General features: G+C 70.7%; 20 protein-coding genes and 1 tRNA gene. 15 read left to right on the forward strand and 6 right to left on the reverse strand.

The window, feature by feature from the left end:
- Positions 1-108: 108 nt before the first annotated feature.
- The 4 genes from AB0D18_RS28755 (at position 109) to AB0D18_RS28770 (ending at position 4,145) form a co-directional block, all read left to right on the forward strand.
- Complete coding sequence (locus tag AB0D18_RS28755) at positions 109-834, forward strand: FadR/GntR family transcriptional regulator (protein ID WP_362424615.1); 726 nt, start codon at positions 109-111, stop codon at positions 832-834.
- A complete protein-coding gene (locus AB0D18_RS28760; RefSeq protein ID WP_362424618.1) occupies positions 827-2,314 on the forward strand; it encodes an amino acid permease in 1,488 nt (495 codons plus the stop codon). The genes AB0D18_RS28755 and AB0D18_RS28760 overlap by 8 nt, the downstream gene beginning before the upstream one ends.
- A gap of 113 nt (positions 2,315-2,427) precedes the next feature.
- A complete protein-coding gene (locus AB0D18_RS28765; RefSeq protein ID WP_362424621.1) occupies positions 2,428-3,516 on the forward strand; it encodes an S-(hydroxymethyl)mycothiol dehydrogenase in 1,089 nt (362 codons plus the stop codon).
- On the forward strand, positions 3,513-4,145 hold the full coding sequence (locus AB0D18_RS28770; protein ID WP_362424624.1) for an MBL fold metallo-hydrolase: 633 nt from the start codon (positions 3,513-3,515) through the stop codon (positions 4,143-4,145). The genes AB0D18_RS28765 and AB0D18_RS28770 overlap by 4 nt, the downstream gene beginning before the upstream one ends.
- Before the next feature lie 104 nt (positions 4,146-4,249).
- Here the strand turns inward: AB0D18_RS28770 and AB0D18_RS28775 are convergent, their stop codons facing one another.
- Complete coding sequence (locus tag AB0D18_RS28775; protein ID WP_362424627.1) at positions 4,250-4,606, reverse strand: zinc ribbon domain-containing protein YjdM; 357 nt, start codon at positions 4,604-4,606, stop codon at positions 4,250-4,252.
- 74 nt (positions 4,607-4,680) lie between these two features.
- Positions 4,681-4,768, reverse strand: a tRNA-Leu gene (locus tag AB0D18_RS28780).
- A 206-nt stretch (positions 4,769-4,974) separates the two neighbouring features.
- On the opposite strand from AB0D18_RS28780, the gene AB0D18_RS28785 reads away from it, so the two are divergent.
- The 3 genes from AB0D18_RS28785 (at position 4,975) to AB0D18_RS28795 (ending at position 7,640) form a co-directional block, all read left to right on the forward strand.
- Entirely contained in the window at positions 4,975-6,306 is a 1,332-nt protein-coding gene (locus tag AB0D18_RS28785; protein WP_362424630.1) for a M20/M25/M40 family metallo-hydrolase, read from the forward strand.
- Positions 6,307-6,475: 169 nt separating this feature from the next.
- Complete coding sequence (gene chpH / locus AB0D18_RS28790) at positions 6,476-6,709, forward strand: chaplin ChpH (protein ID WP_362424632.1); 234 nt, start codon at positions 6,476-6,478, stop codon at positions 6,707-6,709.
- Positions 6,710-6,854: 145 nt separating this feature from the next.
- Positions 6,855-7,640, forward strand: coding sequence for a chaplin (locus AB0D18_RS28795; RefSeq protein ID WP_362424635.1), 786 nt, complete (start codon positions 6,855-6,857; stop codon positions 7,638-7,640).
- Between the two features lie 120 nt (positions 7,641-7,760).
- Here AB0D18_RS28795 and AB0D18_RS28800 read toward each other — a convergent pair whose 3' ends face one another.
- Positions 7,761-7,949 (reverse strand): DUF5703 family protein, encoded by a 189-nt coding sequence (locus tag AB0D18_RS28800; protein ID WP_018535088.1) that lies wholly within the window; start codon positions 7,947-7,949, stop codon positions 7,761-7,763.
- 47 nt (positions 7,950-7,996) lie between these two features.
- Between AB0D18_RS28800 and AB0D18_RS28805 the strand changes: the two genes are divergently transcribed.
- Positions 7,997-8,644 carry a hypothetical protein gene (locus tag AB0D18_RS28805; protein ID WP_362424638.1) on the forward strand — a complete coding sequence of 216 codons (648 nt, stop codon included), beginning with the start codon at positions 7,997-7,999 and terminating at the stop codon, positions 8,642-8,644.
- A 74-nt stretch (positions 8,645-8,718) separates the two neighbouring features.
- Here the strand turns inward: AB0D18_RS28805 and AB0D18_RS28810 are convergent, their stop codons facing one another.
- Together AB0D18_RS28810 and AB0D18_RS28815 are read right to left on the reverse strand one after the other, a co-directional pair.
- Entirely contained in the window at positions 8,719-11,130 is a 2,412-nt protein-coding gene (locus AB0D18_RS28810) for an ATP-dependent RecD-like DNA helicase (protein ID WP_362424641.1), read from the reverse strand.
- Complete coding sequence (locus AB0D18_RS28815) at positions 11,127-12,110, reverse strand: aldo/keto reductase (protein ID WP_362424644.1); 984 nt, start codon at positions 12,108-12,110, stop codon at positions 11,127-11,129. The genes AB0D18_RS28810 and AB0D18_RS28815 overlap by 4 nt, the downstream gene beginning before the upstream one ends.
- Before the next feature lie 130 nt (positions 12,111-12,240).
- On the opposite strand from AB0D18_RS28815, the gene AB0D18_RS28820 reads away from it, so the two are divergent.
- Positions 12,241-13,290: an LLM class F420-dependent oxidoreductase gene (locus AB0D18_RS28820; protein ID WP_362424647.1), complete on the forward strand. Its 1,050-nt coding sequence runs from the start codon at positions 12,241-12,243 to the stop codon at positions 13,288-13,290.
- A 258-nt stretch (positions 13,291-13,548) separates the two neighbouring features.
- The gene (locus tag AB0D18_RS28825; protein ID WP_362424650.1) at positions 13,549-14,331 is read left to right on the forward strand and encodes a ferritin-like domain-containing protein; all 783 of its coding nucleotides are present in this window, start codon (positions 13,549-13,551) and stop codon (positions 14,329-14,331) included.
- Positions 14,332-14,350: 19 nt separating this feature from the next.
- Here AB0D18_RS28825 and corA read toward each other — a convergent pair whose 3' ends face one another.
- Entirely contained in the window at positions 14,351-15,343 is a 993-nt protein-coding gene (corA, locus tag AB0D18_RS28830) for a magnesium/cobalt transporter CorA (RefSeq protein WP_362424653.1), read from the reverse strand.
- A gap of 59 nt (positions 15,344-15,402) precedes the next feature.
- Between corA and AB0D18_RS28835 the strand changes: the two genes are divergently transcribed.
- From AB0D18_RS28835 to AB0D18_RS28855, 5 genes are all read left to right on the forward strand, one after another.
- The gene (locus AB0D18_RS28835) at positions 15,403-16,098 is read left to right on the forward strand and encodes a histidine phosphatase family protein (protein ID WP_362424656.1); all 696 of its coding nucleotides are present in this window, start codon (positions 15,403-15,405) and stop codon (positions 16,096-16,098) included.
- 110 nt (positions 16,099-16,208) lie between these two features.
- A complete protein-coding gene (locus tag AB0D18_RS28840) occupies positions 16,209-16,799 on the forward strand; it encodes a DUF3090 domain-containing protein (RefSeq protein WP_362424659.1) in 591 nt (196 codons plus the stop codon).
- A complete protein-coding gene (locus AB0D18_RS28845) occupies positions 16,763-17,599 on the forward strand; it encodes an SCO1664 family protein (RefSeq protein ID WP_362424662.1) in 837 nt (278 codons plus the stop codon). The genes AB0D18_RS28840 and AB0D18_RS28845 overlap by 37 nt, the downstream gene beginning before the upstream one ends.
- Positions 17,600-17,751: 152 nt before the next feature.
- On the forward strand, positions 17,752-18,981 hold the full coding sequence (mshC, locus tag AB0D18_RS28850) for a cysteine--1-D-myo-inosityl 2-amino-2-deoxy-alpha-D-glucopyranoside ligase (protein ID WP_362424665.1): 1,230 nt from the start codon (positions 17,752-17,754) through the stop codon (positions 18,979-18,981).
- A 201-nt stretch (positions 18,982-19,182) separates the two neighbouring features.
- Entirely contained in the window at positions 19,183-22,275 is a 3,093-nt protein-coding gene (locus AB0D18_RS28855) for an NPCBM/NEW2 domain-containing protein (protein WP_362424668.1), read from the forward strand.
- Positions 22,276-22,374: the final 99 nt, after the last annotated feature.

The following is a 22,374-nucleotide window of genomic DNA, read 5'->3' on the forward strand; positions in this document are numbered from 1 at the left end:
GTACCCGCGATGCTCGTCATCATTACCACGTGTGAGAAATTCATCAGCCCGCCACTTCCTCTCCGATCACTCTTGACGCACCGGTAACCACGCCCGAGCATTCTCCGCATGGCCTTGTCAGACAGCCGGACACCGAGACGTGTGAGCGCGACCGACGTCGTCCTCACGCACCTCCGCGGTGCCATCGAGACCGGCGAACTGGCCGTGGGCGACAAGCTCCCCACCGAGGCACAGCTCGGACGGCACTTCGCCGTCAGCCGGTCCGTGGTCCGCGAGGCCCTGCGCACCCTCCAGGCCCTCGGCCTGACCGTGTCGCGGGCCGGCAAGGGCACGTACGTCGAATCCTCCGGCCCGACCCGCAACCCGGTCTTCGGTTCCTACTCGGCCCGCGACCTGCTGGAAGTACGGCGGCACGTGGAGATCCCCGTGGCGGGGTACGCTGCCACTCGCCGCACCCGGGACGACATCGATCAGCTCCTCACGCTGATCGCGAGCATGGAGCGCGAGACGGACCCCACCGCCTGGGTGGCTCTGGACACGCTGTTCCACCTCACCGTCGCCCAGGCATCGGGCAACCCCGTCTTCCAGAAGATCATCGAAGAGATACGGGACGCCCTCGCGCGGCAGTCCAGCTTCCTGAACCAACTCGGAGACCGACGACGCCAGTCGGACGCCGAGCACCGGGCCCTGGTCGAAGCGATCGTCGAGGGGTCCGAGGGGGCAGCCGTGCACGCCATGGCCGCCCACCTCGAACTCGTCGAGACCGCCCTCAATTCGATCGTGCGCCCCGGAACCGCACATCCCCCACACGAAGGCGAAGCGATACATGAGTGACCGCACCAGCACTGCGGAAGTCTCTTCTGCCCCGCTGTCCGCCCCGTCGACGTCCCCCCACGTCGACCCGGGTGACGAGGGTTACAGCAAGGACCTCAAGTCCCGCCACATCAACATGATCGCCATCGGCGGCGCCATCGGCACCGGCCTGTTCCTGGGCGCGGGCGGAAGGCTGGCGGGCGCCGGCCCCTCCCTGGCGATCGCATACGCGGTCTGCGGCGTCTTCGCGTTCTTCGTCGTGCGCGCACTCGGCGAGCTGGTCCTCTACCGGCCGTCCTCCGGCGCGTTCGTCAGCTACGCCCGTGAGTTCATGGGCGAGAAGGGCGCCTTCGCGGCGGGCTGGCTGTACTTCCTGAACTGGTCCACCACCGCCATGGCGGACATCACGGCTGCCGCCGTCTTCGCTCAGTTCTGGTCCGCCTTCAGCGACATACCGCAAGGCGTTCTCGCCCTGATAGCCCTGGCCGTGGTCCTCGCCGGGAACCTGATCTCGGTGAAGTACTTCGGCGAGATGGAGTTCTGGTTCGCGATCATCAAGGTCGCCGCCCTGGTGATCTTCATGGCGATCAGCATCTACCTGGTGGTCACCCAGACCCCGGTCGACGGCCACGTCCCTGGCTTTTCCACGATCAGTGACAACAACGGCATCTTCCCGCTGGGCATGCTGCCGATGCTGCTCGTCGTCCAGGGTGTCGTCTTCGCGTACGCCTCGGTGGAGCTGTGCGGCGTCGCCGCGGGCGAGACCGAGAACCCCGAGAAGATCCTGCCCAAGGCGATCAACTCGATCATGTGGCGGGTCGGTATCTTCTACGTCGGCTCGGTCGTTCTGCTCGCACTGCTGCTGCCGTACACGGCCTACAGCGCGGAGCAGAGCCCGTTCGTCACCGTCATGGACAAGATCGGCATCCCCGGCGCGGCGGGCATCATGAACCTGGTCGTGCTCACCGCCGCCCTCTCCAGCCTGAACTCGGGCCTGTACTCCACCGGCCGCATCCTGCGCTCGATGTCCATGGCGGGCTCTGCCCCCAAGTTCACCGGTCTGATGAACAAGGGCCAGGTCCCCTACGGCGGCATCCTGCTCACCGCCGGCTTCGGCGTCCTCGGCGTGGGCCTCAACTTCTTCGTACCCGACGACGCCTTCGAGATCGTCATCAACGTGGCCTCGATCGGCATCCTCGGCACCTGGGCAATGATCATGATCTGCTCGCTGCTGTTCTACCGCCGCTCCCAGCAGGGTCTGCTCAGCCGGCCCTCCTACAAGCTGCCCTGGGCCCCGTACACGCAGATCGTCACGCTCGTCTTCCTCGCGGCCGTGGTGTTCCTGATGTGGTACGGCGGCGGAGACGGCCGGAAGACCGTGTACTGCCTCCCCGTGATCGCCGCGATGCTCGTCGGCGGCTGGTACCTCGTACGCGGCCGGGTGAACGCCCTCGCTGCGGAGCGGGCCCAGACCCTCCCCGCCCAGCAGGCGCGGGACTGACCCGCACCCCCGTACACCCCGGTCGGCCGTCTCCCCCCTGGGAGGCGGCCGACCGGCGTATGGTCGGACATATTGCGAGGTCAGACACCTCTCCAGGTCAGGAAGGACCCCAGATGGCACAGCAGGTGCGCGGCGTGATCGCCCCCGGGAAGAACGAGCCGGTACGGGTGGAGACGATCGTCGTCCCGGACCCGGGGCCCGGCGAGGCCGTGGTGAAGATCCAGGCCTGTGGCGTCTGCCACACGGACCTGCACTACAAGCAGGGCGGCATCAACGACGACTTCCCCTTCCTCCTCGGCCACGAGGCGGCGGGCATCGTCGAGTCCGTCGGCGAAGGCGTTACGGACGTCACACCCGGCGACTTCGTCGTCCTCAACTGGCGTGCGGTCTGCGGCCAGTGCCGGGCCTGTCTGCGCGGCCGCCCGCAGTACTGCTTCGACACCCACAACGCCAAGCAGAAGATGACCCTGCTCGACGGCACCGAGCTCTCCCCGGCCCTGGGCATCGGCGCCTTCGCCGAGAAGACCCTCGTCGCGGCCGGCCAGTGCACCAAGGTCGACCCGTCGGTCTCCCCGGCCGTCGCGGGCCTCCTCGGCTGCGGCGTCATGGCAGGCATCGGCGCCGCGATCAACACCGGGCAGGTCGGCCGCGGCGACTCGGTCGCCGTCATCGGCTGCGGGGGAGTGGGCGACGCCGCGATCGTCGGCGCCCGTCTCGCCGGAGCGGCGAAGATCATCGCCGTCGACATCGACGACCGCAAGCTCGAAACCGCCAAGACCATGGGCGCCACCCACACGGTCAACTCCCGCTCCGGCGACCCCGTCGAGGCCATCCGCGCCCTCACCGGCGGCAACGGCGCCGACGTCGTCATCGAGGCGGTCGGCCGCCCCGAGACGTACAAGCAGGCCTTCTACGCCCGCGATCTGGCCGGCACCGTCGTTCTGGTCGGCGTCCCCACCCCGGACATGACGCTCGAACTGCCCCTCATCGACGTCTTCGGCCGCGGCGGCGCACTCAAGTCGTCCTGGTACGGCGACTGCCTGCCCTCCCGCGACTTCCCCGTGCTGATCGACCTGCACCAGCAGGGCCGCATCGACCTCGCCGCCTTCGTCACGGAGACCATCGGCCTCGGCGACATCGAGAAGGCCTTCGCGCGCATGCACGAGGGAGACGTCCTGCGCTCGGTGGTGGAGTTCTCATGAGCCCCGCCCGCATCGACCACCTGACCACCTCCGGGACGTTCTCCCTGGACGGCGGCACCTGGGACGTCGACAACAACGTGTGGATCGTCGGCGACGACACCGAAGCGATCGTCATCGACGCCGCCCACGACGCGCAGGCGATCCTCGCCGCCCTCCACGGCCGCACCCTGCGCGCCATCGTCTGCACCCACGCCCACAACGACCACATCGACGCGGCCCCGGCCCTCGCCGAAGCCACCGGCGCCCCGATCCTGCTCCACGAGGACGACCTGCCCCTCTGGAAGCAGACCCACCCCGACCGCGCCCCGGACGGCACCCTCACCGACGGCCAGGAACTCACCGTCGCGGGTACCACCCTGAAGGTCCTGCACACCCCGGGCCACGCCCCGGGCGCGGTTTCCCTCTACTGCGAGCCCCTGGCCACGGTCTTCACCGGAGACACCCTCTTCCAGGGCGGCCCGGGTGCGACCGGACGCTCCTTCTCCCACTTCCCGACGATCGTCGACTCGATCCGCGACCGCCTGCTGACGCTCCCCCCGGAGACGTCCGTACGCACCGGCCACGGCGAGCCCACCACCATCGCCGCGGAAGCCCCGCACCTCGCCGAGTGGATCGCCCGCGGCCACTGACGGCACGTACGAACGCGAGGGGGCCGGTCCGAGGCCACTGACGGCACTACGAACGCGAGGGGGCCGGTCCGCACCCGGACCGGCCCCCTCGTACTCACTGCGCCTCAGACCTTCTTCACCAGGCTCGACTTGAGACGCATCGCCCCGAAGCCGTCCACCTTGCAGTCGATGTCGTGCCCGTCGACCGGCTCGATCAGCCGGATGCCCCGCACCTTGGTACCCGCCTTGATCCCCGAAGGACTGCCCTTCACCTTGAGCGCCTTCACCACCGTCACACTGTCCCCGTCGGCCAGCACGTTCCCCACGGAGTCCCGCACGGCAGCCGGCCCCGCGTCACCGTCACCGGCCGCCCCTTCCCGGGGCACCCACTCGTGCCCGCACTCCGGGCACACCACGAGGACGTCCATCTCGTAGGTGTACTCGCAGGAACATTCGGGGCAAGGGGGGAGGTTCTCCATCATTCGGCCAGGGTATCGGCCCGCGAGAATGACCATGGACATGCAAAAAGACCCCAGATGAACTGGGGTCTTCTCTCTGGTGTCCGAGGGGGGACTTGAACCCCCACGCCCGATAAAGGGCACTAGCACCTCAAGCTAGCGCGTCTGCCATTCCGCCACCCGGACAAGGTGTCTGTCGTTCGGGGCTGTTTTGTGCTGTCCCGTTCCGACGTGGAAAACAATACCAGGGGTTTCGGGTGCTCGATCACCACCCTCCAAGTCCCCTCCCACCTGCATGAACGGCACATTGCACGGGTGGGCCCCCCTTGGGTGGCGGAGCCGGGAGCGGGAGGATGAGGGGGACCACCAGCAACGCAGTGGGAGGAAGCAGCGTGAGCGAGTCGAACACGACCCGGACAGTGAGCGGCGAGGACGAGGTCGTCGACCTCTGCCGGGATCTCATCCGCATCGACACCAGCAACTACGGCGACCACTCCGGGCCGGGGGAGCGCAAGGCCGCCGAGTACGTCGCGGAGAAGCTCGCCGAGGTCGGCCTCGAACCGAAGATCTTCGAGTCCCACCCGGGGCGCGCCTCGACCGTGGCCCGCATCGAGGGCGAGGACCCGTCGCGGCCCGCGCTCCTCATCCACGGCCACACCGACGTCGTCCCGGCCAACGCGGAGGACTGGACGCACGACCCGTTCTCCGGCGAGATCGCCGACGGCTGCGTGTGGGGCCGCGGCGCGGTCGACATGAAGGACATGGACGCGATGACCCTCGCGGTGGTGCGCGACCGCCTGCGCACCGGCCGCAAGCCCCCGCGCGACATCGTGCTGGCCTTCCTCGCCGACGAGGAGGCGGGCGGTACGTACGGGGCGCGGCACCTCGTCGACAACCACCCGGACCTCTTCGAGGGCGTCACCGAGGCCATCGGCGAGGTCGGCGGCTTCTCGTTCACCGTGAACGAGAACCTGCGCCTGTACCTGGTGGAGACCGCCCAGAAGGGCATGCACTGGATGCGGCTCACCGTGGACGGCACCGCCGGCCACGGTTCGATGACCAACAAGGACAACGCCATCACCGAGCTCTGCGAGGCGGTGGGGCGGCTCGGCCGGTACGAGTGGCCGGTGCGGGTCACCAAGACCGTGCGGTCCTTCCTCGACGAGCTCTCCGACGCGCTCGGCACCGAGCTCGACCCGGAGAACATGGACGAGACCCTCGCCAAGCTCGGCGGCATCGCCAAAATGGTCGGCGCCACCCTGCGCAACTCCGCGGCCCCCACCATGCTCGACGCCGGCTACAAGGTGAACGTCATCCCCGGCCAGGCCAGCGCCCACGTCGACGGCCGCTTCCTGCCGGGCCACGAGGAGGAGTTCCACGCCGACCTCGCCCGCATCCTCGGCCCCCGGGTGAAGGTCGACGAGGCCCGCTCGCACCGTGACAAGGCGCTGGAGACCGACTTCGACGGCCACCTCGTGGACGCGATGCAGACCGCGCTGCGCGCCGAGGACCCGATCGCCCGCGCCATCCCGTACATGCTCTCGGGCGGCACCGACGCCAAGCACTTCGACGACCTCGGCATCCGCTGCTTCGGCTTCGCGCCGCTCCAGCTGCCCCCGGAGCTGGACTTCGCGGGCATGTTCCACGGGGTGGACGAGCGAGTGCCGGTCGACGGGCTCAAGTTCGGCGCCCGGGTGCTGGACCGGTTCATCGACCACTGCTGATGCCCGTGGCGACGGCTGAGGAAACGTCTTGCCCAGTTAATCGCCCGCACGTGCTACTTGAATGAAAAGAGTGAATGGAGGGACGGGGTCGTAGCCCCACGGGTTTCTCTTCGTTACAGGTGATGCGGTCCGCGGCTGGGATCGCACCTTTCAACTAGGAGGAACAACAATGATCAAGAAGATCGTCGCTGCTGCGGCTGCTACGGGTGGCCTCGTTCTCGCGGGCGCGGGCATGGCTGTCGCGGACTCGGGTGCCCAGGGCGCTGCGCTGAACTCCCCCGGCGTCCTTTCGGGCAACGTCGTCCAGGCCCCGATCCACGTGCCGGTGAACGTGTGCGGCAACACGGTCAACGTGATCGGTCTGCTGAACCCCGCCTTCGGCAACACCTGCATCAACAAGTGACGTTGTGTGTATGACCCCCTGAGGGTCTGAAATTCCCGGGCGGCCCCGGAGTGCGCGCCATGCACTCCGGGGCCGTTTGGGATATCGGCCCGCGGACATGGAAGTCCGCGGGCATTTCGGTAGGCAGAGGCAAGGAAACGATCCAATGCGTCAGGTCACCAAAAAAGGTCTGATCACCGTCGCGGCCGCCGGTGGCGTGCTCGCTCTGAGCGGCGGCGCTGCGCACGCCGACTCGGGTGCCAACGGGACCGCGTCGAACTCACCGGGCGTACTGTCCGGCAACTCGGTGCAGGTTCCAGTGCACGTCCCGGTCAACGCGTGTGGCAACACCGTCAACGTCGTCGGGGCTCTCAACCCGACCTTCGGCAACGACTGCGCCAACAAGTCCGGCTCGGCCGCTTCCGGCCACTCGGGGCACTCCGGTCACTCCGGGCACTCGGGTCACTCCGGCCACTCGGGGACGGGCACCGGCACCCACACCGGTGGCGGCGCGTCCGCCCACGGCGACACGAGCAACTCGCCGGGTGTCGGCTCCGGCAACAACGTCCAGGTGCCGGTGCACGTCCCGGTGAACGCCTGCGGCAACGGCGTCAGCGTCATCGGGCTCCTCAACCCGACCTTCGGCAACGACTGCGCCAACGAGTCCGGCCCGGTCACCCCCGCCACCCCGGCCACCCCCGTCACCCCGGACGAGCCGCCGACCCCGGACGAGCCGCCCACGCCGGACGAGCCGCCCACCCACGGCAAGCCGGGCAAGCCCGTCCGGGCGATCCCGAACACGCCGCAGACGCAGACCGTCACCCAGCCCGCGGCCACCGAGTCGCTGGCGTCGACCGGTGCCTCCGGCATGCTCGGTACGGCGATCCCGGTGGGCGCCGGACTGCTCCTCGCGGGCGCGGTGCTCTACCGCCGGGCACGCTCGGCGGCGTAACACCCCTGTACCCGGCGGCGTCACGTCCGCTCCGTACACAGCTGGACGCGGAGCGGGTCCCGTGGTCGCGGGGCCCGCTCCGTGCGTGGTGACAGGTGGCTCACCTGTGGTCCGGTGGGCTCACCAAGTGGCGCGCACCTGGCGGATGATCCGCCTGCGCAACCGCACCCGGCGGCTTCCGTCGCGGCGCAGACTCAGTCGGTCCAGCTCCCAGTGTCCGTATTCGGCGTGGTCGGTCAGCAGACGGGTCGCTTCCTTGCGGGAGACCCCGCGCGGGACGTACACGTCGACAAATTCGTATTCCGGCATCGCATCTATTGTGCGGGCAGAGGTCGTCTACGGATAGCGTCTGCACTATGTCTGATGCCGCTCAGCCCACCACCGCTGCCGAGGTACGCGCCGCCGCCGAGGCGGTAAAAGCCGCGCTGGACCGCCACCTTGAGGCGGTCGAGCGCCGTTCCGGAGACGACGACCCCGCCGTCTACGACGCCTTCAACGAACTGGCCGCGGCCGCGGAGGACTACGACGAACTGCTCTACGAGCGGTACGACGAGGTCACCCCCTTCGAGATCCCCAGCCCCGAGGACGCCGTACCCGCCCACAAGGGGCCGGTCGACGCACTCAGTGTGCTGATCCGCCGCGACTACTCCGTCGCCCAGCCACAGCGCCTCCTCGCCCAGGCACAGCGCCTCGCCGACCTCGACCCGGACTCCGCACCCCACGAGCTGCCCGCCTCCGGCGCAGTCGTCGGCAGCAGCGTGCAGGCCGCGCTGGGGGTTCTCTTCGGCGAGTACGAGCCGGACGAAATCGCCTCCCGGCACAAGGAGTTCGGCCTGGAGGAGGGCGACTCCACCCTGTGGGTGGCCGCGGTGGAGGAACTGCCGGAACCGGGGGAGTGGCTCAACTCGCCCTTCGACAGCGCCGACCAGCGGGACGTCGTGTGCCGCTTCGACGTCAGCTCGGTCTTCGACGACGACGAGATGGACGACCTCGAAGAGGCCTAGCGAGCCGCGGTACGGCGGAGGGGGTGCGGGCGATCGATGCCCGCACCCCCTCCGCCGTCCGCCGTCCTGCTCCGCTACGCCAGGGCCTCGACCGGCGCCGGGCGCAACAGCTCCGCCAGCCTGGTCGTACGCGGCTGGGCCACGACCTCCGCCACCGCACGCGGCAGCGCCTGGTCCACGCCGTGCACCACGGACAGGTGCCGCTCGCCCCGGCCGAACGCGGTGTACACCCACGGCCGGCTCAGGGCCTGCGCCGCGTCGCCCGGCAGCACCACGACCACCGCGGGCCAGCGCATCCCGGCCGCCTGGTGCGCGGTCAGCGCCCACGCGTGCCGTACGGACGCCTCGACCCGCTCCTTCGGTACGACGACGGGTGTACCGGCGCAGTCCAGGTGGAGCCCGTCCGCGTCGGCCCCCCGCACCGTGCCCGGCACGGTCCGGCCGGGCACCGGGACGTACGCGATCCGGTCGCCGGAGTCGAAGCCGCCGAACCGGCCGGGGCCGGGGTTGAGGCGCTGCTTGAGCGCCGCGTTCAGAGCCCGGGTGCCGGCCGAGCCGCCGTGGCCCGGGGTGATCACCTGGGTGTGCTCGGGCGGTACGCCGATGGCCCGGGGCACCGAGTCCGCGACGAGCTGGACCGTACGGTGCACGGCCTCGCCCGCGTCGCGCACCGGCACGATGACGACCTCCTTGCCGGGCGCCTCCACCTGGTTCAGCTCGCCGATGCCGATGCCGGACACCAGCTCGCCGATGGGGCCGGGGTCGGGGGTGCGGGAAGCGATCTGCGGGCAGGCCCGGGAGCTCAGCACATCCACGAAGACCTGCCCGGCACCGGCCGACGGCAGCACGCCGGGGTCGCCGCCGAGCACCAGCCGGGCCCCGTCCGGCAGCGCCTCGACGAGCACCGCACCGGTCTCCACGTCCAGCTGGGGCGCGTCGAACACGACCAGCAGATCGAGGTCGAGGGCGCCGTCGGCGTCCCGGCCGGGTCCCTCGGCGCCGGACAGCAGACCGGCGAGGGTGACGGCCCAGGTGGCGTCCGAATCTTCGGATTCCGCTGCATCTTCGGATTCCGCTGCGCTGCCGCGGGCCCGCAGCACCGCGGCCACCCGGTCGCGGCCGTCCGCGCTGTGCGTGGCCGCGTACGCCCGCAGGCCGAGCCGGTGGGCGGCGGCCAGCAGGGCGGCGGGCTCGGCGCGGGACGCCTCGCCGCCGGTGTGGGCGACCAGTCCGTGGCCCGCCACCGCGCGTACCAGGTCACCGGCGGAACCGGGGAGCTGCTCCCACTCTCCGGCGTCCTCCACGGGGGAGTTCACCAGCCGGGCGAGACCCTCGGCGAGGCTCTCCTCGGCCATCGCGTACCGGTCGAGGCCGAGCAGGACGGGGGCGGGCTCGACCAGTTCTGCTTCCTCGCCCTCGACCCCGTCCTCGTCGTCCTCCGCGGCTTCCGGGGCGTCCTCGGCCCCGGTCCCGTCCTGGAGGGCCAGCGCGACGCCCTCGGCGACCGCGTGCGCCACCGCCTCGGCGGGGTCCGGGACCGCGAACCCGGCGAGCGCCTTGCAGATCTGCTCCGTCGCGACGGCCGTGTGCCCCTTCAGTGCGGCCCGCTCCAGCAGCCAGTTGACGAGCGCGGAGGCCCGCCGTCCGTCGGCGGGACCGCACTGGGCGCCGAGCAGTGCGCGGGCGAACCCGTCGGCCTGCTCCGGAGTCGTCCCGGGGACGGACAGCAGCAGCCAGGGGTCCTCGCGAAGCGCCTGCGCGGCCCGGTCGCCGAGCGCCCCGGCGACCTCGGGGGCAAGCGACTCGGGGGCGCCCCCGGCGGTCAGCACACTCCGGATGTCCGCCACGGCCTCCGGTGCGACGGCGGCTCCCGCGGTGGGTGCGGGCGTCGCGGCAACGGCCTGTGACGGTACGGCGGAGGGGGAGGCCTGAGCGGGGGCGGCGACCGGCGCGGCCTCGGCATGCGACGGCGCGGGCGCGGGCGCCGCTGCGAACGCGGCCGGCGGCTTCGCGCCGCCCTCCACGGCTCGTACGGCAGCCATCAGGTCGGCGGCCGGACCGCTCAGCTTGGACCCGGCGGAAATGGCGGCCTTCTCGGCCTTGCGCTGCTCGATCTTCGCCCGGAACTCCCGCTGGGCGGCCAACTCGGCCTCGGCCTCGGAGAGTGGGGGGACGGCCGGAGTGGTTTCCGCAGAGTCGGCCTCTGTCGCGGCCTCCGTCGTGGCCTCTGCTTCGCCGTCCGCAGGTTCGGCCGCGCCGGTCGCTTCAGCCGCGTCAGTCGCCTCAGCCGCTTCAGCCGCTTCAGTCGTCTCCACTGCTTCGTCCTGCGGGTCCGTCATGGTCTCCACCGTCCCGGTGTCGTGCTGTGCGGCCTGCGCGTCCGGTTGCGCGGCGGCTGTGTCGTCGTCCGGTGTCCCGGCCGCCGTGGCGGCGGTCTCGGGGTCGGCCGGGGGGACGGGGGTCTCCCCCCGGGGGTGCGCGGTCACAGCGTGCTCCAGTCCTGGTCGGGATAGCGGTGCAGGGGCGCGGACACGTCGTCCAGCGCTCGGCGGATCTCGTCAGGAAGACTAAGCGCCTCCACTGACAATGCCGCCGCGAGCTGCTGCGCGTTGCGCGCCCCCACGATCGGCGCGACCACTCCCGGCCGGTCCCGCACCCATGCGAGAGCCACCTGGAGCGTGGTCGTCGCCAGGCCGTCGGCGGCGATCGCGACCGCGTCCACGATGCGCCCCGCCGCGTCGTCCAGGTACGGGGCGACGAAGGGGGAGAGATGGTCGGAGGCGCCGCGCGAGTCGGGCGGCGTGTTGTGCCGGTACTTGCCCGTCAGGACACCCCGGCCGAGCGGGGAGGACGGCAGCAGCCCGACCCCGAGGTCCAGCGCGGCGGGCAGCACCTCGCGTTCCACGCCCCGCTGGAGCAGCGAGTACTCCATCTGGGTGCTGGCCAGCCGGGTCCGGGTGCCGGGCGCGGCCAGCTGCCAGGTGGCGGCCTTCGCGAGCTGCCAGCCGCAGAAGTTGGAGACCCCGGCGTAGCGGGCCCGTCCGCTGGCCACCGCGATGTCGAGGGCCTGCAGTGTCTCGTCGAGCGGGGTGCCCGGATCGAAGGCGTGCACCTGCCACACGTCGACGTAGTCCGTCCCGAGGCGCTTCAGCGAGGCGTCGAGCGCGGCCAGCAGGTGCCCGCGCGAGCAGTCGAAGCGGCGGTCCGGGTCCGGCACGCTGCCCGCCTTGGTGGCGATCACCAGGTCACGGCGCGGAACAAGGGATTCCACGAGCTGCCCGAGTACGTACTCGGCGTCGCCGTCCCCGTACACGTCGGCGGTGTCGACGAGTGTGCCGCCCGCCTCCCAGAAGACCTTCAACAGATCGGCGGCGTCGTGCTCACCGGTGTCCCGACCCCAGGTGAGGGTGCCCAGCCCGATTCTGGATACGCGCAGGCCCGTGCGGCCGAGATGCCTCTGCTCCATGGCCGCGAGATTACTGGTCCGCAACGCCACTCGAAGGGGGCCTGTGGACAACCCGCCGCTGACGAATTCCCCCCATGCGCGCTAGGCTCCGCCGCACCAGCACGTTACTGATCAGTAAGAGGAGCGACGCATGCGGCTCGGGATCAACCTCGGCTACTGGGGAGCGGGCATGGACGGCGACAACCTCGCCGTCGCCAAGGAAGCGGACCGGCTCGGCTACTCGGTCTGCTGGGCCGCGGAGGCCTACGGCTCGGACGCCCCCACCGTGCTCTCCTGGGTGGCCGCCCAGACCGAGCGCATCGACATCGGCTCCGCGATCATGCAGATCCCGGCCCGTCAGCCCGCCATGACGGCGATGACCGCCGCCACCCTCGACTCCCTCTCCGGCGGCCGCTTCCGGCTCGGCCTCGGCGTCTCGGGCCCCCAGGTGTCCGAGGGCTGGTACGGCGTGAAGTTCGACAAGCCGCTCGCCCGCACCCGTGAGTACGTCGAGATCGTCCGCAAGGCCATGTCCCGCGAGCGGCTCTCGTACGAAGGACAGCACTGGACGCTGCCGCTGCCCGACGGCCCCGGCAAGCCCATCAAGCTGACCGTGCACCCCGAGCGCGAGACCATCCCGCTCTACATTGCCGCCATCGGCCCCAAGAACCTGGAGCAGACCGGCGAGATCGCCGACGGCGCACTGCTCATCTTCCCCTCCGCCGAACATCTTGAGGAGACGGCGATCGCCCCGCTGCGGGCGGGCCGCGAGAAGGCCGGCCGGACGATGGACGGGTTCGACGTCTGCCCGACGCTGCCGCTCGCCGTCGGCGACGACGTCAACGCACTGGCCGACATGTTCCGCCCGTACACCGCGCTGTACGTCGGCGGCATGGGCAGCCGCAAGCAGAACTTCTACAACAGCCTTGCCCAGCGCATGGGTTACGAGAAGGAAGCCGCCGAGATCCAGGACAAGTACCTGTCCGGCGACAAGAACGGCGCAGCCGCCGCCGTCCCGCACCAGCTCATCGACCAGACGACGCTGCTCGGCCCGGTCGAGCGGATCGCCGAGCGGATGCAGGCGTACGCCGCCGCCGGAGTCACCACGCTGACGCTGGCACCCGCAGGGTTCACGCTCGGCGAGCGGATCACCGCACTGCGGGCGGGCACCGAGGCGCTGGAGCGCGCCGGGCTGGCCTAACCCTCAAGAGGGGGAGGGGAGTTGAAGTCTGCGGCCGTGGTGGGGGCTCGGGGGTCTTCCCCGCCACGGCCGTCATGCAGAACAACGCCTGAGACGCCGCAGGGTTACGCCCCGTTGAGGGATTGCACGCTCCGCCATGCGGGCGACTTGTCCGTCGTACCTGTTGCCTCCCGGTCCGTACCGCACTTCACTCGACTCATCGAGCGCAGTTGAGTGCGTACGGACAGGCGCCCGGAAGGGCACACGGAGGTGGCAGTGATGCTCTCTGCTCGGAGTCTCTTCCAGGAAATCCTCGACAACGACGAGACGTTCCAGCTGTTCTGCTCGGTCGCCGCCAGTGGCGAGGCCCAGGGCGGCTGGGAGAACGGCCGGATCGCCGCCCTCGTCCCGGACACCATGCGTGACCTCGCACCGAAGATCACCCGGCACGGCGCCGACGAGGACAAACACGGCCGCCTCTTCCGGGCCCTGCTGCGCAAACGCGACCTCAAAGAGGTCGAGGTGCCGCTCGCGCTCGACTACACACTCCTCCTGGAGCGCGCCGGCATCGGCCTCGCGCACAGCAAACTGCGCGCCGATGAGACCCTCACCGAGGAGGACATCCTCGTCTACCTCGCCCACAGCCGGGTCACCGAGCAGCGCGCCGCCGACCAGATGGACATGCTCGTCACGTACTTCGGCGACCACCCCGAGGCCGGCCGCCCGATCCGGATGATCTGCCACGACGAGGAGAACCACCTCGCCTACTGCCACGAGGAACTGCTCCGCCTCGCCGCCCTCGGACACGGCCGCGCCATCCAGCGCGCCCTGCACGAGTGCGTGCGTGTGGAGATCGCCGTGTACCGGGACGTCAGCCTCGCCGTGATGGGGCGGATGGGCCGCATCCTGGGCTGGCCCGCGTACAAAGCCGCCCTGCTCGCCGCGGGCATCCGCCTGATGTACCTGTACGAACGGCTCGGCGGCTGGCGGAAGATGGTCACGCTGACGATGCCGGAGCGCCGAGGAGCGCTGGACGGACCCGCCGTCGCGGAAACGGCGTGAGCGCCTGCGCCGGGACGGCTCAGAGCCAGCCGCGCCGCTTGAACAGCCGGTACAGGCCCACCTCGCACAACGCCATGAACACCAGCACCCCGTAGTACGCCCACCCCCACTTCAGCTCCGGCATGTGCTCGAAGTTCATGCCGTAGATCCCCGCGACCATCGTCGGCACGGCAGCCATCGCCGCCCACGCCGAGATCTTCCGCATGTCGTCGTTCTGCCGTACGCCCATCTGCGCGAGGTGCGCGGACAGGATGTCGGAGAGCAGCCGGTCCAGGCCCTCCACCTGCTCATTGGCACGGGTGAGGTGATCGCTGACGTCCCGGAAGAACGGCTGGGCGTGGTCGTGCACGAACGGCAGCCCCGGGCTGGACAGCCGCAGCATCGGCTGCGCCAGCGGCGCGCTCGCCCGGCGGAACTCCAGCACCTGCCGCTTGAAGGTGTAGATGCGGCCCGCGGTGCCCTTGGTGTCGCCGCCCTGCGGCGAGAACACCTCCGACTCCAGTTCCTCCATGTCGGTCGCCAGCTCCGCCGCCACCTCCATGTAGTGGTCGACGACCGCGTCGGACACCGCGTACAGCACGGACGTCGGGCCGTGCGCGAGCAACTGCGGATCGGACTCCAGCCGCTGGCGCACGGCGGCCAGCGGCGCGCCCTCGCCGTGCCGGACGGTCACCACGAACGAGTCACCGACGAAGACCATCAGCTCGCCGGAGGTCACCGTGTCGCTCTCCGGCTCGTACACGACCGGCTTCAGCACGGCGAACAGGGAGTCCTCGTACACCTCCAGCTTCGGCCGCTGATGCGCCGACAGCGAGTCCTCCACGGCCAGCGGATGCAGCCCGAACTCGGAGGTGACCAGGTCGAACTCCTTCTCCGACGGCTCGTGCAGCCCGATCCACAGGAAACGGTCCTGCGCGGAACGCGCCTCCCCGAGCGCGTCGGAGAGGTCGGACGGGCCCTCGGTGCGGCGGCCCTCGCGGTAGATGGCGCAGTCGACGATCACGGCGTGCATTCTCCCCGGTCACGGGGCCGTACGCACCCGGGGGTGCCCCGCAGCCTAGGCTGGGAGACATGGCCACGCTGATCCTCGTACGGCACGGACGTTCCACCGCCAACACCGCCGGGCTGCTCGCCGGCCGGACACCCGGCGTCGCCCTCGACGAACGCGGCACCCAGCAGGCCGCGGCGCTGCCGGGACGGCTCGCGGGACTGCCTCTTGAGGCGGTGGTGAGCAGCCCCCTGCAGCGCTGCCGGGAAACCCTGCAACCGCTGCTCGACGCCCGCCCCGGTCTGCCGCTGCACACCGAGGAGCGGATCAACGAGTGCGACTACGGCGAGTGGTCCGGGCGCAAGCTCGGCGAACTCACCGACCACCCGCTGATGGAGGTCGTGCAGCGGCACGCCTCGGCCGCGGCCTTCCCCGGCGGCGAGTCGATGCGCGCCATGCAGGCGCGCGCGGTGGACGCCGTGCACGACTGGAACGCGACGATCGACGCCGAGCACGGCACCGACGCCCTCTACGTCATGTGCTCGCACGGCGACATCATCAAGTCCCTCGTCGCGGACGCCCTCGGCATGCATCTCGATCTCTTCCAGCGCATTCACGTCGATCCGTGTTCCCTGACGGTGATCCGCTACACCAGGCTGCGGCCCTTTCTCGTACGGCTCGGGGACACCGGCGACCTGTCGGGGCTCGCACCGCAGGGGATCCCGGACGGCAAGGACGACGGGGACGCGGCCGTGGGAGGCGGCGCGGGTGCGCCGTGACCACCGCGCGCCGGGGCAGCGTGATCCACGCGCACAGTAGGGTGGTCGCGCCGTAAGCCGTTGCGCCGTGTGGCATCAATCCCCACCCCCGAACCGATGGAGATCAGGACGTGTCCCGTCAGGTGTTCCTCTACGACCCGCCGGAGCGTTTCGTGGCCGGTACGGTCGGGCTGCCTGGCCGCCGTACCTTCTTCCTCCAGGCTTCGGCGGCCGGTCGCGTCACCAGCGTTTCCCTGGAGAAGACCCAGGTCGAGGCCTTGGCCGAGCGCATCGACGAACTGCTCGACGAGGTCGTGCGGCGCACCGGCGGCAACGCCCCCGTTCCGGCCGTCGCCCCCTCCGACGTGCACGACACGGCCCCCCTGGACGCCCCCGTCGAGGAGGAGTTCCGGGTCGGCACGATGGCGCTCGCCTGGGACGGTGAGGACCAGCGCATGATCGTCGAGGCGCAGGCCCTGGTCGAGCTGGACGTCGACACCGACGAAGACCTCGCCGCGGCCGAGGAGCGGATGCTCCAGGACGAGGAGAACGGGCCGCCCATGCTGCGCGTGCGGCTCAGCGGAGCCCAGGCCAGGGCCTTCGCCAAGCGGGCCCTGGACGTCGTCAACGCGGGCCGCCCGCCGTGCCCGCTGTGCAGCCTGCCGCTCGACCCGGAGGGACACGTATGCCCGCGCCAGAACGGATACCGGCGGGGGCTGTGACCCCTTCGGTCGATGTGCCGACCCTCCTCGCCAAGGGCGAGCTCAAGGTGCTCGGCCAGGTCAGGGAAGCCTCCAACGCGGTGCTCTACTGCGAGATCTCGTACGAGGGCGAGAGCGCCCGCTGCGTCTACAAACCGGTCGCAGGAGAGCAGCCCCTGTGGGACTTCCCCGACGGCAATCTGGCACGCCGCGAGGTCGCCTCGTACGAGATCTCCGAGGCGACGGGATGGGGCCTGATCCCGCCGACGGTGCTGCGGGACGGCCCGTACGGCGAGGGCATGTGCCAGCTGTGGATCGACGGGGACGCAGCGGAGGGCGGCGCCCTCCTCGCCCTCATAGAGGATGAAGAACCCGGCGACGGCTGGAAACCGGTGGTCCTGGCCGAGGTCGCCGAGGGACGCACCGCGCTGCTCGTGCACGCCGACGACGCACGGCTGCGGCGGCTCGCCGTACTCGACGCGGTGATCAACAACGGCGACCGCAAGGGCGGCCACCTGCTGCCCGCCGGCGACGGCCGCCTCTACGGCATCGACCACGGCGTCACCTTCCACGCCGACGGCAAGCTGCGCACCCTGCTGTGGGGCTGGGCAGGCGAGCCGCTGCCCGCCGAGGCCGTCGAGGTGCTGGAGCGGCTCGACGCGGACCTGCGCGAGGGGACCCCGCTCGCCACCCGACTGGCCGAACTCGTCACCGCGGTGGAGCTGGACGCGCTGCGGGCCAGGGTGGCCGCCCTGCGCACGGCGGGCGTGCATCCGGCGCCGAGCGGGCAGTGGCCGGCGATTCCGTGGCCGCCGGTCTGAGCGGAGGGCTCGCGGTTGCCCCGTCGCTCGGCCGCACAGTTGACTGGTTGTCCTGACATATGGGCTCCGGCGAGGGCTCCACAAGACGGTGTATTCGGTCAAGATCTCGGACCGGGTCGTAAACGGAACATGCATCCGGTTACGCTCGTGGCATGCATGCCTGGCCCGCTTCTGAGGTCCCCGCCCTGCCTGGCAAGGGCCGCGACCTCCAGATCCACGACACCGCGACCAATGGGTTGATCACCCTCGACCCCGGTCCCGTCGCCCGTATCTACGTGTGCGGCATCACGCCGTACGACGCGACCCACATGGGGCACGCGGCGACCTACAACGCGTTCGACCTCGTACAACGCGTGTGGCTCGACACCAAGAGGCAGGTCCACTACGTCCAGAACGTCACGGACGTCGACGACCCGCTCCTGGAGCGCGCGATCCGCGACGGCATCGACTGGACCGGCCTCGCAGAGCGCGAGACCGCCCTCTTCCGCGAGGACATGACCGCCCTGCGGATGCTGCCCCCGCAGCAGTACGTGGGCGCCGTCGAAGCCATTCCCGGCATCGTGCCGCTCGTCGAGCGGCTGCGGGACTCGGGCGCCGCGTACGAGCTGGAAGGCGACATCTACTTCTCCGTCGAGGCCGACCCGCACTTCGGCGAGGTCTCCGGGCTCGACGCGGAAGCGATGCGGATCCTGTCCGCCGAACGCGGCGGCGACCCCGAGCGCCCCGGCAAGAAGAACCCCCTCGACCCGATGCTGTGGATGGCGGCCCGCGAGGGCGAGCCCAGCTGGGACGGCGCGTCGCTGGGCGCCGGGCGTCCCGGCTGGCACATCGAGTGCGTGGCCATCGCCCTGGAGCACCTGGGCATGGGCTTCGACGTGCAGGGCGGCGGTTCCGACCTCGCCTTCCCGCACCACGAGATGGGCGCCTCGCACGCGCAGGCACTGACCGGTGAGCACCCCTTCGCGAAGGCGTACGTGCACGCGGGCATGGTCGGTCTCGACGGCGAGAAGATGTCGAAGTCGAAGGGCAATCTGGTCTTCGTCTCCGCGCTGCGCCGTGCGGGTGTCGATCCGGCGGCGATCCGGCTGGCGCTCCTTTCGCACCACTACCGCTCCGACTGGGAGTGGACCGACCAGGTCCTCGCGGACGCGGTGGCCCGGCTGGGCCGCTGGCGCGCGGCGGTGTCGCGGCCGGACGGGCCGTCGGCGGACGAGGCCGTCGAGGAGATGCGTCTCGCTCTGGCGAACGACCTGGACGCACCTGCCGCGCTGGCGGCGGTGGACCGGTGGGCGGAACTTCAGGCTTCCGCCGGGGGTGCTGAGGAGGGCGCTCCGGGCGTGGTCTCGCGGGCGGTGGACGCGTTGCTGGGCGTCGCGCTCTAGGTAGTGGCGAGGGGGCGGTCGTGAGGGGGCGGGCTCCGCGTGGGGGCCGCCCCCTTGCCCACCCGTCCCGCCCCCGGGGGCGGCCCCGCTGCCCAAGGGGGCTAGCTGCGCAGCGTAAGTTCTCGCGCGGCCTGCGGAAGTCCACGTGTGGGCTGCGTAAGTCCATGGTCTCCCGTGCCCCGCATCCACTAGGACGGCGGGATGAGATCACCAACTCGCCTCAGAGCCGCGGCCCTTGCCGCCCTGCTCGGGCTCGCAGTCGGGTTCGCCGGGCCCGCCTCCGGTGCCGAGAGTGCCGATGCCGTCCCCGCCGACACCACCGTCGGCGACCTCACCGGTTTCGAGGCCGGGCCCGCCGCCTCGTACCAGCTCCACGCGGGCAACGCCGAGGCCCGTGTCAGTTTCGTCTCCGCGCAGACGTTCCGGATCGAGCTCGCGCCGGACGGGAAGTTCACCGATCCGACCGGCCAGGACATCGTCCTGCCGCAGGGCGACAAGCCGCCGAGGACCCGCTGGAGCGACAAGGGCGACCGCTACGAGCTGAGCACCTCCAAGCTCACCCTGCGCGCCTACAAGAGCCCGCTGCGCTTCGCGCTCCACCGCGCCGACGGCACCCAGGTCTGGGCCGAGTCCAAGGGGATCGGCTGGGGCAAGGGCGCCGACGGCAAGGACGCGACCACGCAGACCCTCGCGCCCCGTACCGACGAGCAGTTCTACGGCGCCGGCATGCAGAACGGCCGCGGCAACACCTCGCACCGCGGCAAGAAGGTCGAGGTCGGCGTCGACTACAACTGGAACGACGGCGGCCACCCCAACTCCGTGCCGTTCTACCTGTCGACCGCGGGCTACGGCGTCTACCGGAACACCTACGCCCCCAACACGTACGACTTCGGCTCGGCAGGCCCCGCCGTCACCACCGCAGCCAAGGAGCAGCGCTTCGACGCGTACTACTTCGCGGGGGACGGCAAGGACGCCGCGAAGGACGTCATCGGGCAGTACACCAAACTGACCGGAAAGCCCTTCCTGCCGCCGATCTACGGCATGGAGATCGGCGACGCGGACTGCTACCTGCACAACGCCAACCGCGGCGAGCGCCGCACGCTCGCCGACTCCCTCAAGGTCGCCGACGGATACGTCGAGAACGACATGCCCAACGGGTGGATGCTCGTCAACGACGGCTACGGCTGCGGCTACGAGGACCTCGCCGAGACGGCAAAGGGGCTGCAGGACCGCAAGATGCAGCTCGGCCTGTGGACCGAGGACGGCATCGCCAAGCTGGCCGACCAGGTGAAGGCGGGACAGCGCGTCGCCAAACTGGACGTCGCCTGGGTCGGCGACGGCTACAAGTTCGCCCTCGACGGCTGCAAGGACTCCTACAAGGGGATCGAGGACAACAGCGACGCCCGCGGGTTCACCTGGGCCCCGGAGAGCTGGGCCGGCGCCCAGCGCTGCGGCGTGCAGTGGTCCGGCGACCAGTCGGGCAGCTGGGAGTACATCCGCTGGCAGATCCCGACCTACGCCGGTTCGACGATGTCGGGACTCGCCTACACCACCGGTGACGTCGACGGCATCTTCGGCGGCAGCGCCAAGACGTACACCCGCGACCTCCAGTGGAAGATGTTCCTCGGCACGACCATGACGATGGACGGCTGGGCCGCCAACGACAAGCAGCCCTTCCGTTACGGGGAGCCGTACACCTCCATCAACCGCGACTACCTCAAGCTGAAGGAGTCGCTGCTGCCCTACCAGTACTCGTACGCCCACGAGGCCACCAAGTCCGGTGTGGGCATGGTGCGTCCGCTGGCGCTGGAGTACCCGGACGACCCGAAGGCGGGCACCGACGCCGCCAAGTACGAGTTCATGTCGGGCGAGGACTTCCTCGTCGCACCCGTCTACCAGGACAGCGGCAAGCGTGACGGGATCTACCTCCCCAAGGGGACCTGGGTCGACTACTGGAGCGGCCGCCTCTATGAGGGGCCGACGACCGTCGACAACTACAGCGCTCCCCTCGACACCCTCCCGTTGTTCGTGAAGGCGGGCGCCAGCGTGCCGATGTGGCCGGGCATCCGCTCGTACGCGGACCGGACCGCGGACTCGCCGCTCGCCTGGGACGTCTACCCGCAGGGCAAGTCGTCCTTCACCCTCTATGAGGACGACGGTGTGACCCGCCAGCACCGGAGCGGGAAGTACGCCACCCAGAGCGCCGACGTCGAGGCCCCGCGCCGCGGCAAGGGCGACGTCAGCATCCGGATCGGTGCGAGCAAGGGCGACTTCCGGGGCAAGCAGACCAAGCGGCCCTACGCCTTCACCGTCCACACCCACTCCGCACCGGACGAGGTGGAGCTCGGCGGACGCGAACTGCCGCAGCTGAAGAGCAGGTCGGCGTACGACAAGGCCGTACAGGGCTGGTGGTACGACCAGGACGACCGCGGCGGAGTCGTCAAGGTCAAGACCGCACCGCTGCGCACGGACCGGGCCTTCGAGCTGGAGCTGGAGGGCACGAGCGCGGTGGGCGGCCCCGACGCCGGTGCCGTTGCGGCACTCTCCGCCGCCCCCGGGCAGGAGCTGGGCGCGGGCGTCGCAGGCAAGGTCGCCGTCGACGTGACGGCGGGCAAGTACGACGCCACCGGCGTCGCCGTCTCGCTGGACGTTCCGGTGGGCTGGCAGGTCACCCCCGTCGCCGTCGGCCGGATCCCGGCGGGCACGACGCACCGGGTCGAGGTCGCCGTCACCCCGGCGAAGGACGCCAAGGCGGGGGACACCACCCTCACCGCCACCGCCCGCTACCGGGCGGCCGGCCAGGACCGCACCGCCGTGCAGCGCTTCGGGGTGTCCGTGATGCCCCCGCCGCCGACGGCCGACACCTGGGCGAGCGACATGGTGTGGCTGAAGTCGGCCAACGGCTACGGCCCGCCCGAACGCGACCGCAGCAACGGCGAGTCCGGCGCGGCGGACGGCAAGAAGCTCACCCTCGCCGGGAAGACGTACGACAAGGGCATCGGCACCCACGCCGACTCCGACATCGAGGTCTACACGGGCGGCCGGTGCACCGTGTTCACCGCCGACGCGGGCATCGACGACGAGATCAACGGCTACGGGGAAGTGGCCTTCTCCGTCGAGGCCGACGGCAAGGTGCTCTGGACCTCGCCCAAGGTGACGGGCGCGTCCGCGACCGTCCCGGTGGACGTCAAGCTGGACGGCGCGCGGCACGTGCGCCTGAAGGTCACCGACACCAACGGGTCCAAGTCGGGCGACCACGCCGACTGGGCGGCGGCCAGGTTCGGCTGCGCCTGAGCCCCGGTCTTGGTTTCCTGAGCGTGGAGGCGGCGCCGGGCGGGGCTGGGCCGCCGCAGCCGTCCCCACCACCGCTCTCGCGGCGGGGATGCTGTGGTT

Source organism: Streptomyces sp. NPDC048442 (assembly GCF_040651475.1).
GTDB lineage: Bacteria > Actinomycetota > Actinomycetes > Streptomycetales > Streptomycetaceae > Streptomyces.